A 16,623-nucleotide genomic window follows, 5' to 3' on the forward strand; every position below is an offset into this window, starting at 1 on the left:
GTGGAGGTCAGCCACGAGCGGCCTCCATGATGGCTTCGTCCACGTTCCGTCCGGCCTTCTCGGCCTCGGAGATGGCGAGCAGGACCTTCTTGTAGTCGCGCGGCATGACCTTGACGAACTTGGTCACCTGCTGCGCCCAGTCGCCCAGGATGGCGTCCGCCACGGCCGAATCGGTCTCCTCGCGGTGCTGCGCGACGGTGTCCTTGAGCCACTGCGCGTCCTCGGCCGAGAGCTGCTCGATATCGACCAGTTCGGTGTTGAGGTTGGCCTCGAAGGTGCCGTTCGGGTTGTAGACGAACGCGATACCGCCCGACATACCGGCGCCGAAGTTGCGGCCGGTCTCGCCGAGGATGACCACGCGGCCACCGGTCATGTACTCGCAGGCGTGGTCGCCCACGCCCTCGACCACGGCGGTGGCACCCGAGTTGCGGACGGCGAAGCGCTCGCCGACCACACCGCGGATGAAGGCCTGGCCCGAGGTCGCGCCGAACAGCATCACGTTGCCCGCGATGATGTTCTGCTCCGCCACGAACTCGGCGGGCGCGTCGGCCGACGGGCGCACGATGATGCGGCCGCCCGAAAGGCCCTTGCCCACATAGTCGTTGGCGTCGCCGGAGACCCGCAGGGTGATACCGGCCGGGACGAACGCACCGAACGAGTTACCGGCGGAACCGGTGAACGTGATGTCGATGGTGTTGTCCGGCAGGCCGACTCCGCCGTAGAGCTTGGTCACCTCGTGGCCGAGCATGGTGCCGACCGTGCGGTTCACGTTGGTGATCTTGGTTTCGATCTTGACCGGCTTGCCCCGCTCCAGCGCGTCCGCGGCCTCCGCGATGAGCTGGTTGTCCAGCGCCTTGTCCAGGCCGTGGTCCTGGTCCTTGGTGCGGCGACGGTCCTGGAACATGAACGCGGTCTCGACGTCGTCCAGGATGGGCGACAGATCGAGCTTGGCGGCCTTCCAGTGCGCCTTGGCGGCGGTGGTGTCGAGCAGGTCGACCCGGCCGATGGCCTCGTCGAGGGTGCGCAGACCCAGCGACGCCAGCAGCTCGCGGACCTCCTCGGCGATGTAGAGCATGAAGTTCTCGACGAACTCCGGCTTGCCCGTGAAGCGTTCGCGCAGAACGGGGTTCTGGGTCGCGACGCCGACCGGGCAGGTGTCGAGGTGGCAGACGCGCATCATGATGCAGCCCGAAACCACCAGCGGCGCGGTGGCGAAGCCGTACTCTTCCGCACCCAGCAGCGCGGCGATCATGACGTCGCGGCCGGTCTTCATCTGACCGTCCACCTGCACCACGATGCGGTCGCGCAGACCGTTGAGCAGCAGGGTCTGCTGGGTCTCGGCCAGGCCGAGCTCCCAGGGGCCGCCCGCGTGCTTCAACGAGGTGAGCGGCGAGGCGCCGGTGCCACCGTCGTGGCCGGAGATCAGCACCACGTCGGCGTGCGCCTTGGAGACGCCCGCGGCGACGGTGCCGACGCCGGGCTCCGCGACCAGTTTCACGTGAATCCGCGCCTGCGGGTTCGCGTTCTTCAGGTCGTGGATCAGCTGCGCCAGATCCTCGATCGAGTAGATGTCGTGGTGCGGCGGCGGGGAGATCAGGCCGACGCCGGGCGTCGAGTGCCGGACCTCGGCGACCCACGGGTACACCTTGTGGGCCGGAAGCTGGCCGCCCTCACCGGGCTTCGCGCCCTGCGCCATCTTGATCTGGATGTCGGTGCAGTTGGTCAGGTAGTGCGCGGTCACACCGAAGCGACCCGAGGCCACCTGCTTGATCGCGGACCGACGCCAGTCGCCGTTCTCCTCCGGCTCGAAGCGCGCCGGGTGCTCGCCGCCCTCACCGGAGTTCGAGCGACCGCCCAGGCGGTTCATCGCGATGGCGAGCGTCTCGTGCGCCTCGGCCGAGATGGAGCCGTAGGACATCGCGCCCGTGGAGAAGCGCTTCACGATCTCCGACGCGGGCTCGACCTCGTCGATCGGAATCGGGTTGCGGCCCTCGGACTTGAACTTGAACAGACCGCGCAGCGAGGCCAAGCGCTCCGACTGATCGTCGACGAGCTTGGTGTACTCCTTGAAGACCTTGTACTGGCCCGAGCGGGTGGCGTGCTGCAGCTTGAACACCGTGTCCGGGTTGAACAGGTGGTACTCGCCCTCACGCCGCCACTGGTACTCGCCGCCGACCTCGAGCTCGCGGTGCGCGCGCTCATTGCGGTTCTCCAGGAACGCGATTCGATGCCGCTGCGCGACCTCGTCGGCGATGTCGTCCAGGCCGATGCCGTCCAGCGGGGACTTCAGGCCGGTGAAGTACTCGTCGACGAGCTCCTGCGCCAGGCCGACGACCTGGAACAGCTGCGCGCCACGGTAGGAGGCGATGGTGGAGATGCCCATCTTGGACATCACCTTCAGCACGCCCTTGCCCGCGGCCTTGTTGTAGTTGTAGACGGCCTTCTTGTAGTCGGCCGCGAGATCGCCGGTGCTGCCCGGCATCTTCAGCGCGCCGCGCTCGAGCATGTCCTCGATGGACTCGAAGGCCATGTACGGGTTGATGGCCGCCGCGCCGAAGCCGACCAGCATGGCCATGTGGTGCACCTCGCGGGCGTCACCGGCCTCGACCACCAGGCCGACCTTGGTGCGGGTCCGCTCGCGCACCAGGTGGTGGTGCACCGCGGCGGTCAGCAGCAGCGACGGGATCGGGGCCAGCTTCTCGTTCGACTCGCGGTCGGACAGCACGATGATGCGCGCGCCGCCGTCGATCGCGGCCGACACCTGGCGCTGCACGGCCTCGATGGCCTTGCGCAGCCCCTTGCCGCCCTTCTTCACGGGGTAGAGACCGTGCACCACCACCGAACGCAGGTCGGGACGCGACCCGTCGTCATTGATGTGGATGAGCTTGGACAGCTCGTCGTTGTCCAGGATCGGCTGGGTCAGGGTGATCTGACGACAGGACTCCGGGCCCGGGTTCAGCAGGTCGGCCTCCGGGCCGATCATGCTGCGCAGCGAGGTGACGACCTCTTCGCGGATGGCGTCCAGCGGCGGGTTGGTGACCTGCGCGAACAGCTGCGAGAAGTAGTCGAACAGCAGGCGCGGACGCGACGACAGCACCGCGATCGGGGTATCGGTGCCCATCGAGCCGAGCGCCTCGCCACCGGTCTGCGCCATCGGCGAGACCAGCAGGTTCAGTTCCTCGGTGGTGTATCCGAAGATCTGCTGACGGATCAGCACGCGGTCGTGCGACATGTGCACGTGCGGGCGGTCGGGCAGATCGCTCAGCTTGATCGGGCCCTCGTCCAGCCACTGCTGGTACGGGAACTCGGCGGCCAGCGAGGACTTGACCTCGTCATCGGAGATGATGCGGCCCTGCGAGGTGTCGACCAGGAACATGTGGCCGGGCTGCAGGCGCTTCTTGTAGACGACCTTGGCCGGGTCGATGTCCAGCACGCCGACCTCGGAGGCCAGCACGACCAGACCGTCCTCGGTCACCCAGATGCGGCCGGGGCGCAGGCCGTTTCGGTCCAGCACCGCGCCGACGACCGTGCCGTCGGTGAAGCACACGGAGGCCGGGCCGTCCCAGGGCTCCATGAGGAAGGAGTGGTAGCGGTAGAACGCGCGCTGCTCCGGGCTCATGGACTCGTGGCGCTCCCACGCCTCCGGAATCATCATGAGCACGGCGTGCGGCAGGCTGCGCCCGCCCAGGTGCAGCAGCTCGAGCACCTCGTCGAAGCGCGCGGTGTCCGACGCGCCGGGGGTGCAGACCGGGAAGATCTTCTCCAGGCGGTTGTTGCCCTCGGAGTCGGTGCCGAACACATCGGAGTTCAGCAGCGCCTCGCGAGCGCGCATCCAGTTCTCGTTGCCGGAGACGGTGTTGATCTCACCGTTGTGGGCGACGCGCCGGAAGGGGTGCGCCAGCGGCCACGACGGGAAGGTGTTGGTGGAGAAGCGCGAGTGCACGATGCCCAGCGCCGACTCGACCCGGTCGTCCTGCAGGTCCAGGTAGAAGGCCCGCAGCTGCGGGGTGGTGAACATGCCCTTGTAGACGAAGGTCTCACCGGACAGCGACGGGAAGTAGACCGATTCCTTGCCGGTCGCGCCCTCACCGGCGCCCGCCTTGCCGAGCTCGTGCTCGACCCGCTTGCGGATGACGTAGGCGCGCCGCTCCAGGTCCATGCCGGAGAGCTGCTCGGCGGAGTCCTTGGGCGAGGCGATGAAGATCTGCCGGAAGGTCGGCATGGCGTCGCGCGAGAGCGCGCCCAGCGACGAGTCGTCGATCGGGACCTCGCGCCAGCCGAGGACCTCGAGGCCCTCCTCGCGCACGATCTTCTCCACGCCGTAACCCGCGCGGGCGGCCTCGCGGCGGGCCTGCGGGAGGAACGCGATACCCGTGGCGTACGAACCTTCGGCGGGGAGCTCGAAGTCGACGACAGCACGGAAGAACTTGTCCGGGAGCTGGATCAGAATGCCCGCGCCGTCACCCGAGTTGGGTTCGGCACCGGCAGCGCCACGGTGCTCCAGGTTCAGCAATGCCGTAATAGCCTTGTCGACGATGTCGCGGCTGCGGCGGCCGTGCATGTCGACGACGAAAGCGACGCCACACGCGTCGTGCTCGTTCGCCGGGTCATAGAGCCCGATGGAACGGTGACCGTAGCCGGCACCGCCGGCGGGGGACCCGTGGCCAGGAAGTTGCGTCATGCCTCTGCCTTCACAAAAAACAGGCCTTCGAAGAAAAAGGGCCTTCGTCGAACGCCTCCGGTAGGGACTGCGCCCGGACGTTTCGGAGACCAGCGGCGCTGATGGTCACTCCGTGCAGTCAACTTTGCAGTTGTCGACCCGCTTCGATTACCTAGTCGGGTGCTCGGTGGTAACGGAACTCTTACGCGTTCGCCACACACCGCGCCGTTCTCGCCCGCTAGGCTGAGCACCGATCGGGCCTCTGACCGTATGGGGAGTTGTGCCGAATTTGTGTAGTTCGGCGTAAGAGCAAACGATAAGTCAGGACTGGAGCCCAACCAACTTAGGTTGCGCTAATTCCAGCTTCTAGCTGGGCTTCTTCATCGGTCCTCCAACACACGCGCGTTCTCCAGTGTAAAGCAGGGGTGCACGCGCGTTTCAGTTGAGTTCACCACTGCATCGCACGCGCGCGAGGACCACCGACGACCGCTCCGACGCAGCTCCGGACGGCCTCTCACCTGCAATGGAACAGATTTCCCCACAATGGGATCCGGCAAACCGGGCGTTAGGCGGCTAACTTTCCGGACAAGTTCCGTCGCCGCGGTGGCCGCCGGGCCGACATGACCGCACTACCTGCCGACCGTACGGAATTTTTCCTGATTGTGGGATTCAGCACACGCTCAGCAAACCGTAAAACGGTCTCCGGACAGGATTTTCGACTCCGTTCGAGCCGGTCCGCGCGTGATCAACGCCACGTCATACGCCCGAAACATGCCACTGTGAGCCTGGCCACATCCCAGCCGCCGCGGTCGATGGAACCGCGCCGAGCCTGTCACGCTGAGACAACGAATCAGCGACGGTTCAGCGATGGCACGGCGCGAAGCCGAATCACTTGGGACTTAAAGGGATGTGAGTTCCCATGACTGACAAAGCCGCCGGACTCGGCGCGCTGCTGGTCTGGCTGGGCGGGGCACAGCCGCGACTCACCGATCGAGACGACCGCGGGGGCTATACGGTCACCGGCGCGGTGGTGGCGCTGTTCGCGATCACCTCGGGCGTGGTCACGGCCGTGGCCGTGGGTGCCGCGAAGTGGCCCGTCCTCGCCCTGGTGGCGGTCGCGCTCATCGCGACCCTGCTGGTCGGGGCCATCGGCCGGGCGCTGGCCACCGCCGCCACCCCCGATCGGCGTGAGAACCACAGAGCCGTGGCGGAATTCGCCGGTCGCATCGCGGTGGCGGTGCTGGCCGGTGTGGTCATCGCCGAATTGGCCGCCACCGTGGTGTTCTCCGGCACCGTCGACCGCCTGCTCGACGAAACCGCCCAGCGCACCGTGGAATCCGCGCCCGCCGTGGTCACCGCGCGCACCGAGTTCGATCGGGCCAAGACCGATCGCGGCGCGCTGGACCAGCAGATCGTCAAGGCGCAGGCCGATGTCGCCACCGCGCTGAAAATCGCGCGCTGCGAATACAACCCGAGCCAGGACTGCGTCGGCGTCCCGACCACGGGCGTGCCCGGGCGCGGACCCGAGGAACGCACCGCCAACCAGATGCTCGACGACGCGCGTGCCCAACTGACCGCGGCGCAGGCCAAGGTGGACGGGCTCGACGCCAAGGTCACCGAGAAGGACAAGGCCCTCGCCACCGCCCGCAAGGACGCCTACACCGAGGGCGACCGCGGCCTCGGGGCGCGCTGGGTCGCCATGAACGACTACACGACCGGGCACGCCGGACCGCTGGCGCTGCGCCTCGCGCTCGCCGTGCTCACGATCGTGCTGGCCCTGCTGCCGCTGCTGCTGCGCTGGTGGCGGGGCGAGACCGCCTTCGACCGCAGCGTCGCGGTCCGCACCGCCACCGACCGCGTCGACCAGGCCGCCACCACCGCCATTGCCGTCAAACAGGCGCAGGTGCGGGTGGAGACCGAAAACCTGCGCGCCGAACAACAACTCACCGCCGCGCGGCTGGCCGCACACGCCGACACCGCCATCGACCGGGAACGGCAGCGCACCCGCATCATCGCCGCCATCGGCAATCTCGAGATCGGCATCACCGAACCCGCGCAGCGCGCGGTCGCCGAATTCGACAGTGCCACCAGACATGAACTCCCGGCCGCGGCCGGGGATCGAAAGGACAGCACCGTGTCCCAGGAGGGGAACGTGACACAGTCGCCGAATCTGCCCGCCGCACTGACGTCCGGGGCGCTGGCCCCGCTGCCGCCCGGTGGCGCGCTCGCGCCGCACACCCCGGTCGCCGCGCCCGCGTCGGCGAACAAGGGTGGGGGCCTGGAGCTTCCGATCATCGGCACGGTGCCGTTCACCGATACCGCGGCCCGCTGGATCCGGCCGCTGGTTCCGTCCTTCGTGGCCAATGCCATCGACACCGCCACGCACCCGCTGCGCACGGTGCGGCAGGCCTTCGAGGAGGCGGAGGAGATCACCTTCACGCTGCGCCGCACGCGCAAGGTGACGGTGGATTCCCAGGATTCGGCGCAGCCGCAGCAGGTGTACGCCCAGCCGCAGTACGGATATCAGCTGCCGCCGGGTGCACCGCAGCAGGCGCACGCGCAGCGCGTGGCCTCGACCGTGGTGGATCAGCCCTACGCCCAGTACCCCTCGTATCAGGCGCTCCCGCAGGGGCAGGTGGTCGAGCCCGGCCATCCGCTGCCCGCCGGGCCGCGGCAGGACGCGCTGCCGGGTCGCCGCGACCCGGAACTGGACTACCGCAGCCCGCGCGAACTGCCGCCCGGCACAGGCGATTAGGACCGCTTCCCGGTGGCCGCGCGGTAGGCGACGACCGCGGTCAGCAGCAGGATGGCCGCCGTGGACGTGGCCGCCAGATGAATGCCGCTGACGAAGGCGGAGTGCGCCGAATTCAACAGCTCACCGGCCGCGGGTTGCGGTAGGGCACGGGCGGTTTCGACCGCGCCGCCCAGCGACTCGCGCGCCGCGTCCGCCTGGGTGGACGGCACGTGCGACAGGTCCAGGCCGTGGCGGAAGGCCGCCATGACGGCACTGCCCAATACCGCGACACCCAGGGCGATGCCGGTCTCCATGGCCGTCTCGGAGATGGCGGCGGCATTGCCCGCGCGGGCCTCGGGCGCGGTGCTCACGATCATGTCGGAGGACACCGTCAACGCCACACCCTCACCCAGACCGATCAGCAGGAAGCCCACCACGAACGGCGTGACCGAACCCTGCGGATCGGTGGGCAGCAGCCAGTAGAGCGTCGCACCGGCCGCGACCGTCACCAGCGCACCCGCCAATACCGTTGCCGGACGCCACCATCGGACCAGCCAGGCCGCGGCCAGCGCGCCCAGCATGGAGCCGATCGTGCCCGGGATCAGCAGCAGACCGGCCTCCAGCGGCGACTTGCCCAAGACCAGCTGCAGGTACTGCGAACCGAAGAACAGCACACCGGCCAGGGCGAACACCGACAGCAGGTTGGTGAACACGGCGGCCCGGAACAGCGGCATCCGGAACAGGTCGAGGTCGATCAGCGGGGACGCGAGCCCGCGCTGGCGGCGCACGAACACCACACCCGAGACCACGCCGACGGCGGCGATGAACACCAGGTTCAGGCTCGGGCCGTGGGCCGCGAACTCCTTGACCGCGTACACGATCGGGATCAGGGCCAGCATGGACAGTCCGGCACTGATCAGGTCGAAGCGGCCCGGGTTGGGGTCACGCGACTCCGGCACCAGGAACGGGGCCAGCACCAGCAGCAGCGCCATGACCGGCAGGTTCACCAAGAACACCGAGCCCCACCAGAAGTGCTCGAGCATCCAGCCGCCCAGCAGCGGACCGAAGGCCGCGCCGGACGCGGCCATCGCGCCCCAGACGGAAATGGCGAGGGTGCGCTGACGCGCGTCGGCGAACATGGCGCGGATCAGGCCCAGGGTGGCGGGCATCAGGGTCGCACCGGCGACACCCTGCAGAACGCGTGCGGCAATGAGCATTTCGGGATTGACCGCCCAGGCCGCGAGCGCCGAGGCCGCGGCGAAACCGGCCGCGCCGATGAGCAGCAGGCGGCGCCGTCCGATGCGGTCGCCGAGGGTGCCCATGGTGACCAGCAGACCCGCGAGCACGAACGAGTAGACGTCGATGATCCACAGCAGCTGCGGCGTGGTGGGCGTGAGATCCGCGGTGATCGACGGGACCGCGAGATCGAGCACCGTGGCGTCGACGGCGATCAGCAGCAGGGCGAGCGCGAGCACACCGAGCCCGGCCCAATCCCTGGGCCGGGCCTTCGGTGCGGGCGCGGTGCGCCCGGTGCTGGTCACGGGGGTTCCGGAGCGTGCGGTGGTGGTCATCGGCTTTCTCTCTCGAGGTCGTGAACCGTCCAGACGGTACAGTAGGAGTCTGAACCGTCCAGACGGTACAGTCAAGTCTCGTGACCACCCGTGACCCCGCCGGGACCCGTGACCGGATCCTGGACGCGCTCGAAACCCTGCTGCTCGACAAGGGCCTGTCCCAGGTGACCCTGGAGAACGTGGCCGCCACCGCGGGCGTCTCCAAGGGCGGACTGCTCTATCACTTCAAGAGCAAGGACGCGCTAATCGCCGGACTGCTGCGCCGCGTCGGCGACCGCGCCGACGAGCAGGTTCGGCACGCGGTGGCGCAGGGCCGGTCGGTGGCCGAGTGGTACCTGCAGGCCCCGCACCCCGAGGACGAGACCGACGCCGTCGAACTCGCGCTGTATCGATCCATGCTGGCCGCCATGCGGACCGTCGACGCACCCCGCGACACCCCGCAGGCGGAGACCGACCGGGCGCTGACCGAGGTATTGGCCGCCTGGAAGACGGCCCTGGACAACGAGATCGACGATCCGGTCCAGGCCGAGATCGTGCGGCTGGTCGGTGACGGCGTCTATTTGCGTGCCCTGCTCGGCATGCCGCCCATCGACCCGGAGCTGTATCGCCGCGTGGTGGCGCGGTTGCTGTCATCGGGCGACCGAACGCGCTGGTCGGGATAGACTCGGGCGCGTGTTGCCGACCGCCGCCGACTCCGTCGGTTCGCCGACCGGCTCGGTGGGGGGACCGACTTCTACCGAACCGGTGGTTCCGATTCGCCCGATGCAGTTCCGGGAACTGCTGGATCTGCCGTTCGCACTGATCCAGGCGCGGATCAAGACCTTGGCGGCGCTGCTCGGCGTCGCGGTCGCGGTGGCGTCGGTCGTGGCGGTCGCGGGCACCGTGGCGGCGGCGGCGATCACCGACGATTCCGATAGCGGAACCTTCTGGGGCGCACTGCTGGTGACCCTGCTGTGCGCGTGGGCATTGCGCTTGTTCGTACGCGGTGTGACCGTGTCGATCGGACTGTCGGTCGTGCATCGGACATCGGTGAGTTGGCGCGGCGCGCTCGGGCAGCTGACGTCGAAAATCGGTCCGCTGCTGAGCTATCAGGTGATGTACACGCTCATCGGCGTGGGCGTGCTGGCGCTCGGCACTCCCCTGCTCATCACCATTCCGTTCGCGGTGATCTGGCTGGCCTGGCTGCGCGGACGACGCTGCACCCTGGTGCCCCTCGTTTTCGACACCGCCACGGGCTACCGAGCCGCCGCCCGACGCGCCAAAACGCTTGTCGGCGGCACGGAATGGCAGCTGGTCGGTCTCTGGCTCTACCTGCGCGGCCTGCTGCTGGTGCTGCTGGTTCCGGTGCTGGCGCTGCCGCAGTTCATCGCCGACTTCTCCGGTACCCACCGCTGGACGGTGACCGTCCTGATCATTACCGCCGCACTGCTCATGGTGGCGCTGGGCGAGCTGGTGGAATCCGCCACCCAGGTCGTCACCTATGTGGACCGCCGCTGCCGCCGTGAAGCCTGGGACATTCCGGTACCGACCGGGGGCGGCCGATGACCGAGACCGACCGGATTCCGGTCCCGCCCAAGCCCACCCTGGGCCCGGCCGCCGCCCACCTGGCCGCCGCCGAGGAGGCCGCCCGGCGCGGCGATTTCGGTGCGGCACTGCGCGAACGGTATCGCGCGGTCACCCGGGGCCTGGAACAGCGCGGGCTGCTCGCGGAGGAACGGGCGCGCACCGCACGCGAGACCGCCCGGGCCGCCGCCACGTCCGTGCCGGACGCGGGCGAATTGCCCACGGCCGCGCACAGTTTCGACGAGGTCGTCTACGGCGGGCGGTTCGGCACCGAGGCGGAGTACCGGCAACTCGAACGGGCGGACCGGTATTCGATCGCGCCGCCGCCCAAGGACGGCCCGGTCGAGATCACCGAGAAACGCCGGACGCGCAAAACCAAGGCCGCCAAGCAGAAGTCGAAGCGGGAACGCCCGGAACTACCGGAGCTGCTGCGGGATTGGCGGTTCTGGGCCGTCGTCATCGGCATCCTGCTGGTCGTGCTGCTGGTGTACGCGCTGTCGCAGCTCGGGCCCGCGCCCTCGATGCCGCATCCGTCGACCGAGATGCCGAATCCGCCGAGCACACCGCCGCAGCGGCCCGAGGTGCCGCCGCCGAACTTCGGCGAGGGCAGCGATTCCATCTTCCGGACGCTGCCGAACTGGCTCGCCTTCGGCGGCCTGCAATTCCTCATCGCGTGGGCCGCGGTGCTGTGGTGGCGCGGGCGGCGACGCGGCGCGATCGTGCGCGAACCGCTGCCCGTGGAGGCCCCGGCGCAGGAACTGCTGGCCGGACAGGCCGGGCTGTACCGGAAGTCCCGCGACCACGAACACGTGGCGGCCAAACTGCGGGCGGCGTCGCTGCGGCGGCTGCGGCCCGTGCTCGGGCTCACCGCGGAAACCCCGGCGGAGCTGGTGGTGGGTGCCGTGAGCGCGCGCACTGGCATGGACCCGATCGCGGTCCGCGCCGCCCTTTTCGACCCGGTCACCGATCGGGGCACCCTGGAACTCGTGGCCGCACAACTCGAATGGATCGAAGCGGAGGTCTTGTGACCGATCTGACCGAAAACGCCGTGGACAGCACCACCAAGGTCGACGCGGCGGCGCCGACCGCGCAGGACGCGCACCAGGCGCTGCTGGCCCTGCGCGCCGAGATCGGCAAGGCGGTGGTCGGCAACGACCACGCCGTCATGTTCCTGGTGCTGGCCCTGCTGTGCCGCGGTCACGTGCTGCTGGAAGGCGTTCCGGGCGTGGCCAAGACGCTGCTGGTGCGGGCGCTGGCCACCGCGCTGGACCTCGAGCACACCCGTATTCAGTTCACCCCGGACCTGATGCCGGGCGATGTCACCGGATCGCAGATCTACGATCCGCACTCGGCCGAATTCACCTTCCGCCGCGGCCCGGTCTTCACCAATCTGCTGCTGGCCGACGAAATCAACCGCACCCCACCGAAAACCCAGTCCGCGCTGCTGGAATCCATGGAGGAGCGCCAGGTTTCGGTGGACGGTGTGCCGCAGCCGCTGCCGGACCCGTTCGTGGTGGTCGCCACCCAGAACCCGATCGAGCAGGAGGGCACCTATCCGCTGCCGGAGGCGCAGCTGGACCGGTTCCTGTTCAAGGTGGACGTCCAATTGCCCGGGCGCGACGACGAATTCCGGATTCTGCAGCGTCACGCCGCCGGATTCGACCCCCGGGACCTGAACGCGGCCGGACTGCGCCCGGTGGCCACGGCCGCGCACATCGCGGCCGCCCGCGCCGCCGTCGCCCAGGTGGCCATCAGCCCCGAGGTGCTCGCGTACACAGTGGACATCTGCCGGGCCACCCGCACCTCCCCCGCCGTCGCGCACGGCGCGTCCACCCGCGGCGCGACCGCGCTCATGGCGGCCGCGCGCGCCTTCGCCTGGCTGAACGGGCGCGCCTACGTCACCCCCGACGATGTGAAAGCCGTTGCGACCGCGGTGCTCCGGCACCGGCTGCACCTGCGGCCCGAGCACGAGGTGGAGGGCGTGACCGCCGAGGGCGTCATGGCCTCGCTGCTGATGTCCGTCCCCGTTCCGGTCTAGGCCGTGGTCGTCACCGGACGGCTGGCCGCGGCGGCGGTGCTCGCGGCCCTGTTCGTCACCCTGGTGCTGCCGTCGTGGCTCGGCGTCGGCGTGGCCACCCTGGCGCTGGCCGCGCTCATCGCCGTCGATCTGGCCGCCCTGGGATCACCGGGCGCACTGGAGCTTTCGCGGGAGCCGATCACCACCGTGCGCACCGGCCGCAGCATCGAGGTGGAATTGGCGGTGCTCAATACCGGTACACGCACGGCACGCGGCACGCTGTGGGACGACTGGCCGCCGAGCGCGCACGCCCGCCACCGCACCCACGCGCTGAATCTGCCGCCCAACACCAGGATTCGCGTGCACACCGAGTTGACCCCGGACTATCACGGCGACCGGGTGGCCGGTCCGGTGACGCTGCGCCTGCTCGGCCCGCTGGGCGTGGCCGGACGCCAGGTGCGCCGGGAGGTGCCCGCGCGGCTGCGGGCGCTGCCCCCGTTCCGCAGTGAGCGGCTGCTGGCCTCGAAGGTCCGGCAGCTGCAGCAGCTGGAGGGCCGCAACACCACCACGATTCGCGGCCAGGGCACCGAATTCGATTCGTTCCGTGAATATGTGGCGGGCGACGACGTCCGCACCATCGACTGGCGGGCCACCGCGCGCGCCCATGACGTGCTGGTGCGCACCTGGCGGCCGGAGCGCAATCGCCACGTGGTCATGGTGCTGGACACCGGCCGGGTGAGCGCGGGCCGGGTCGGCTCCGCGGGGACGGGCGGCGGTGCGGGCACCCGCCTGGACGCCAGCATCGAGGCGGCCCTGCTGCTGGGCGGGCTCGCGGCCGCGGGCGGCGACTCGGTCGACCTGCTGGCCTACGACCGCCGGGTGCGCACCGAGGTACGCGGCATCGGCGGAAAACGCCTGCAGGTCAAGCTCATGCACGCGCTGGCCGGACTCACCCCCGAACTGGTCGACACCGACTACCAGGGCCTGCTGCGGGCGACGCTGCAGCGGGCCCGCCGCCGCAGCCTGGTGGTCTGGTTCACCCACCTCGATGCCGCGACCGTCCAGGAGGGCCTGCTCCCGGTGCTGCCGGTGCTGGCCGAACGCCATCGCGTGCTGGTGGTCTCGGTGACCGATCCGGAGGTGGCGGCCGCCGCGAACCGGCGCTCGGGCCTGGACGACCTGTATGCCGCGGCCGCCGCCGAGAATGTCATCGCCGAACACGCCGTGGCCCGGGAAACCCTGCGCCGCAGGGGCGTCCGCGTCATTGCCGCCGCACCCGACCGGCTGCCCGAAGCGCTGGCGGACGAATACCTAGAACTCAAGCAGACCGGAGCGCTGTAGCCGGGAGTCCGGGGGGCGCTGACGCCGCCGGGGGACGGGACTGAATCGCCCGGCGCTGCCGCTCGGCCAGCACCGCGCCCAGAATGTGCAGGGGCGGATATCCGTTCGGCGGCGGCGTGCACAGCCGCGCGCACACCGCGATCACCAGTGCCCGCCCCAGCTGATCCTGGACCTCCGGGGTGAGGGTCCGGAAGCGCAGCAGGTACTTGCGCATCGACAACGCCAAATCATCGGGGAGACCGGACATATCGAGCTGCCGCGCCCACCCCGCCAGCCACGGCGGCGGCGCTGCCAGCGCGGCGAAGGGCAGGCGGCTGCGATCGTGCACCACCACGGTCCCCGCCAGCGCGTCCCCGACCCGCCGCGCCTGCGGTGAGCACATCGACACCACGATGGCGATCAGCCCCGTGCCCAGCATCCAGAAGTCCACGATTCCGGCCAGCCCCCGCGTCACCGCGTGCCGGAAGTCGATGGGCCCACCGTCGACGCGCACCACGCGCAGCCCGACCGCCATCTTCCCCACCGACCGCCCGCGCGAGAACGTCTCGAACAGCACCGGATACCCGATCAACGCGCTCACCCCGGCCACCAGCACCGCGGCATCGCGCCACGCCGAATCCGCGCCCGCCCACACCAGCAGCGCGATGAACAGCAGCGTCAACAGGATTCCGATGATGAGCTGGAGGATGAGATCGAGCAGGAACGCGGCCGCCCGGGTCGGAATCCGCGCGATGGGCAGTTCGACGGCGACGGCCTCGCCGGTGGTGAACAAAGCCATGGGTCGTCTTCCTCCGCCGGGTGAGATCGCGATGGATAGCATTCTGTCAGCGTCAGCGCAGGAGGGGTACCGATGGATCTGGACGCCTACACGTTCGTGCACAAGCCCGAATGGGATCGGCTCGACCAACTGGCCTCGCGCGGCAAGCGACTCACCGGCGCGGAGGCCGACGAGCTGGTGCGGCGGTACCGGCTGGCGTCGCAGCAGCTGGCGCGCCTGCAGACCCGCGAGGCGGATCCCGAACTCATCGCCGGACTTTCGGCCGTGCTGACCCGGGCACGGGGTCGCATACTGAGCGCCCGCATCGACACCCTGCGGGAGATCGGCTACTTCTTCACCCACCGCTTCCCCGCCGCCGTGTACCGGGCCTGGTCCTGGTGGGTGTCGGTGGCGTCGGTGTTCCTGATCGGTTCGGCCGCGCTCGGGGCCTGGGTGGCCAATTCCGAGGCCGCGCGCCGACATCTCGGACTGGACACGGATACAGATGCCTTGACACGCCCCGGTGGCGAATTCGAGACCTACTACTACGAGCATTCGCACGACGCGTTCGCCGCCAAGGTGTGGACCAACAACGCGTGGGTGTCGGCCACGGTGCTGTTCCTCGGCGTGCTCATCCTGCCCGCGGTCTACATGCTGTTCATGAACGCGCTGAACCTCGGAATCAGTGCCGGATTGATGGCCGCGGCCGGACGCTTGGGCCCGTTCTTCGGCTGGCTGCTGCCGCACGGAATGCTGGAGCTCACAGCCGTTTTCGTGGCGGGCGGGGCCGGTCTGAAGCTGGGCTGGACGCTGATCGATCCGGGCCGGGAGAGCCGGGCGCGGGCGCTGGCCCGACAGGGCCGGGCGACGGCCGTGATCGCCCTCGGACTGGTGGGCGTGCTGCTGGTTTCCGGCTTCCTGGAGGGCTTCGTGACGCCCAGCGGACTGCCCACCGCACTGCGGGTCGGTATCGGGGCGCTGGCCGAACTCGGCTTCCTCGGCTACGTCCTCGGGCGCGGCAGGATCGCGGTGCGGGAGCTGGAGGCGGCGGATCGCCCGGAGCACATCACGGGCTATTCGATCGAGAAGGGTCCGGAACCGGTTGTGGGAGTGGCGACTTCGTAGTCGCGGAACCGTTCGGATTGAGTTCCACTGGCCGCAGCGAGTCCGGCTCAGCTGCGGCCAGCGTTGCCGATGACTCTACACAATCGTTATGGCTACGCAACCTCCGACTTGCCCCGCAAGCGTATATAGCGACCAGGCGAAACACCCCTTCCCCGTGGGGAACCCGGCAAGATCGCTAATTCTCGGCATCCACTTAGCGGACGGTCTGCCCGAGCCCAGAAAACTAGACTTGCGGTCGCCTTCGGACCCGAGTTTCAACCCCTTGCGCGCGATGCGTTTCGAACCTCGCCGAAAGGTTTGCGAAAAAGGCGCAAGTTTTCCGCTAACCATCGGTTCAACCCACGTTAAGCTGGCGTTTCGTCGCAGCTAGCGCCGTTTGCCCACCGATCGCCACAGATCAAACAAACCGAAAGTTTGTTTGGCACCGTTTTAGCCAAATGATCATCAGGCATTGCCCGGACGTAATCGGACGCATACCCCAAACGGCATCTTCCGGCAAACGATTTTCACCCCCGTGACGGCCCGAAATCACCCTCCGGCAACGCCTCCGGCGACCCTCCCCCACCAGGGTGTGCGATCTTCGTCACATCCGGTTTGACCTGGGAATTTCCGAGTCTCACCGAGCGGAATCCGCGCGGCGAGGACTCGGTCGCGCACACCGGACCGCGAACCCGGCCCGGACATAGCAGAAGGCCCCGATCCATTGGATCGGGGCCTTCTCGGTGGGCGAAGGGGGACTTGAACCCCCACGTCCTTACGGACACTGGCACCTGAAGCCAGCGCGTCTGCCATTCCGCCACTCGCCCGAGCGACGAGAAGAAAGTTATCACGGGGTACGGGCCAAAACGAAATCGC

At 69.1% G+C, this 16,623-nt stretch carries 10 protein-coding genes and 1 tRNA gene; 7 read left to right on the forward strand and 4 right to left on the reverse strand.

Going from position 1 to position 16,623, the window contains the following annotated elements; translation table 11 throughout:
* Window positions 1-7: 7 nt before the first annotated feature.
* The gene (gene gltB, locus VMT40_RS05840) at window positions 8-4,681 is read right to left on the reverse strand and encodes a glutamate synthase large subunit (protein WP_326356894.1); all 4,674 of its coding nucleotides are present in this window, start codon (window positions 4,679-4,681) and stop codon (window positions 8-10) included.
* 898 nt (window positions 4,682-5,579) lie between these two features.
* On the opposite strand from gltB, the gene VMT40_RS05845 reads away from it, so the two are divergent.
* A complete protein-coding gene (locus tag VMT40_RS05845) occupies window positions 5,580-7,415 on the forward strand; it encodes a DUF4407 domain-containing protein (RefSeq protein ID WP_326356895.1) in 1,836 nt (611 codons plus the stop codon).
* On the opposite strand, the gene VMT40_RS05850 is transcribed toward VMT40_RS05845, so the two are convergent.
* Entirely contained in the window at window positions 7,412-8,965 is a 1,554-nt protein-coding gene (locus VMT40_RS05850; RefSeq protein WP_326356896.1) for an MFS transporter, read from the reverse strand. The two genes, VMT40_RS05845 and VMT40_RS05850, sit on opposite strands and share 4 nt — an antisense overlap.
* A gap of 80 nt (window positions 8,966-9,045) precedes the next feature.
* Here VMT40_RS05850 and VMT40_RS05855 point away from each other — a divergent pair, with 80 nt between their 5' ends.
* From VMT40_RS05855 to VMT40_RS05875, 5 genes are read left to right on the forward strand one after another with little or no spacing between them, the layout of a single operon-like run.
* Window positions 9,046-9,627: a TetR/AcrR family transcriptional regulator gene (locus VMT40_RS05855; protein ID WP_326356897.1), complete on the forward strand. Its 582-nt coding sequence runs from the start codon at window positions 9,046-9,048 to the stop codon at window positions 9,625-9,627.
* A 10-nt stretch (window positions 9,628-9,637) separates the two neighbouring features.
* The gene (locus VMT40_RS05860; RefSeq protein WP_326356898.1) at window positions 9,638-10,510 is read left to right on the forward strand and encodes a hypothetical protein; all 873 of its coding nucleotides are present in this window, start codon (window positions 9,638-9,640) and stop codon (window positions 10,508-10,510) included.
* Window positions 10,507-11,556 (forward strand): DUF4129 domain-containing protein, encoded by a 1,050-nt coding sequence (locus tag VMT40_RS05865; RefSeq protein WP_326356899.1) that lies wholly within the window; start codon window positions 10,507-10,509, stop codon window positions 11,554-11,556. Before VMT40_RS05860 ends, VMT40_RS05865 begins: the two co-directional genes overlap by 4 nt.
* A 20-nt stretch (window positions 11,557-11,576) precedes the next feature.
* Window positions 11,577-12,566 carry an AAA family ATPase gene (locus VMT40_RS05870; protein WP_442789923.1) on the forward strand — a complete coding sequence of 330 codons (990 nt, stop codon included), beginning with the start codon at window positions 11,577-11,579 and terminating at the stop codon, window positions 12,564-12,566.
* Window positions 12,567-12,569: 3 nt separating this feature from the next.
* Window positions 12,570-13,886 (forward strand): DUF58 domain-containing protein, encoded by a 1,317-nt coding sequence (locus VMT40_RS05875; protein ID WP_326356900.1) that lies wholly within the window; start codon window positions 12,570-12,572, stop codon window positions 13,884-13,886.
* Here VMT40_RS05875 and VMT40_RS05880 read toward each other — a convergent pair.
* Window positions 13,864-14,664: an RDD family protein gene (locus tag VMT40_RS05880; RefSeq protein ID WP_326356901.1), complete on the reverse strand. Its 801-nt coding sequence runs from the start codon at window positions 14,662-14,664 to the stop codon at window positions 13,864-13,866. The genes VMT40_RS05875 and VMT40_RS05880 overlap by 23 nt on opposite strands.
* Window positions 14,665-14,736: 72 nt before the next feature.
* Between VMT40_RS05880 and VMT40_RS05885 the strand changes: the two genes are divergently transcribed.
* Complete coding sequence (locus tag VMT40_RS05885; RefSeq protein WP_326356902.1) at window positions 14,737-15,768, forward strand: stage II sporulation protein M; 1,032 nt, start codon at window positions 14,737-14,739, stop codon at window positions 15,766-15,768.
* 723 nt (window positions 15,769-16,491) lie between these two features.
* Here the strand turns inward: VMT40_RS05885 and VMT40_RS05890 are convergent.
* Window positions 16,492-16,574: transfer RNA gene (locus VMT40_RS05890), tRNA-Leu, on the reverse strand.
* Window positions 16,575-16,623: the final 49 nt, after the last annotated feature.

Origin of the sequence: Nocardia sp. CDC160 (genome assembly GCF_035818795.1) — a bacterium.
Classification (GTDB): Bacteria; Actinomycetota; Actinomycetes; order Mycobacteriales; family Mycobacteriaceae; genus Nocardia.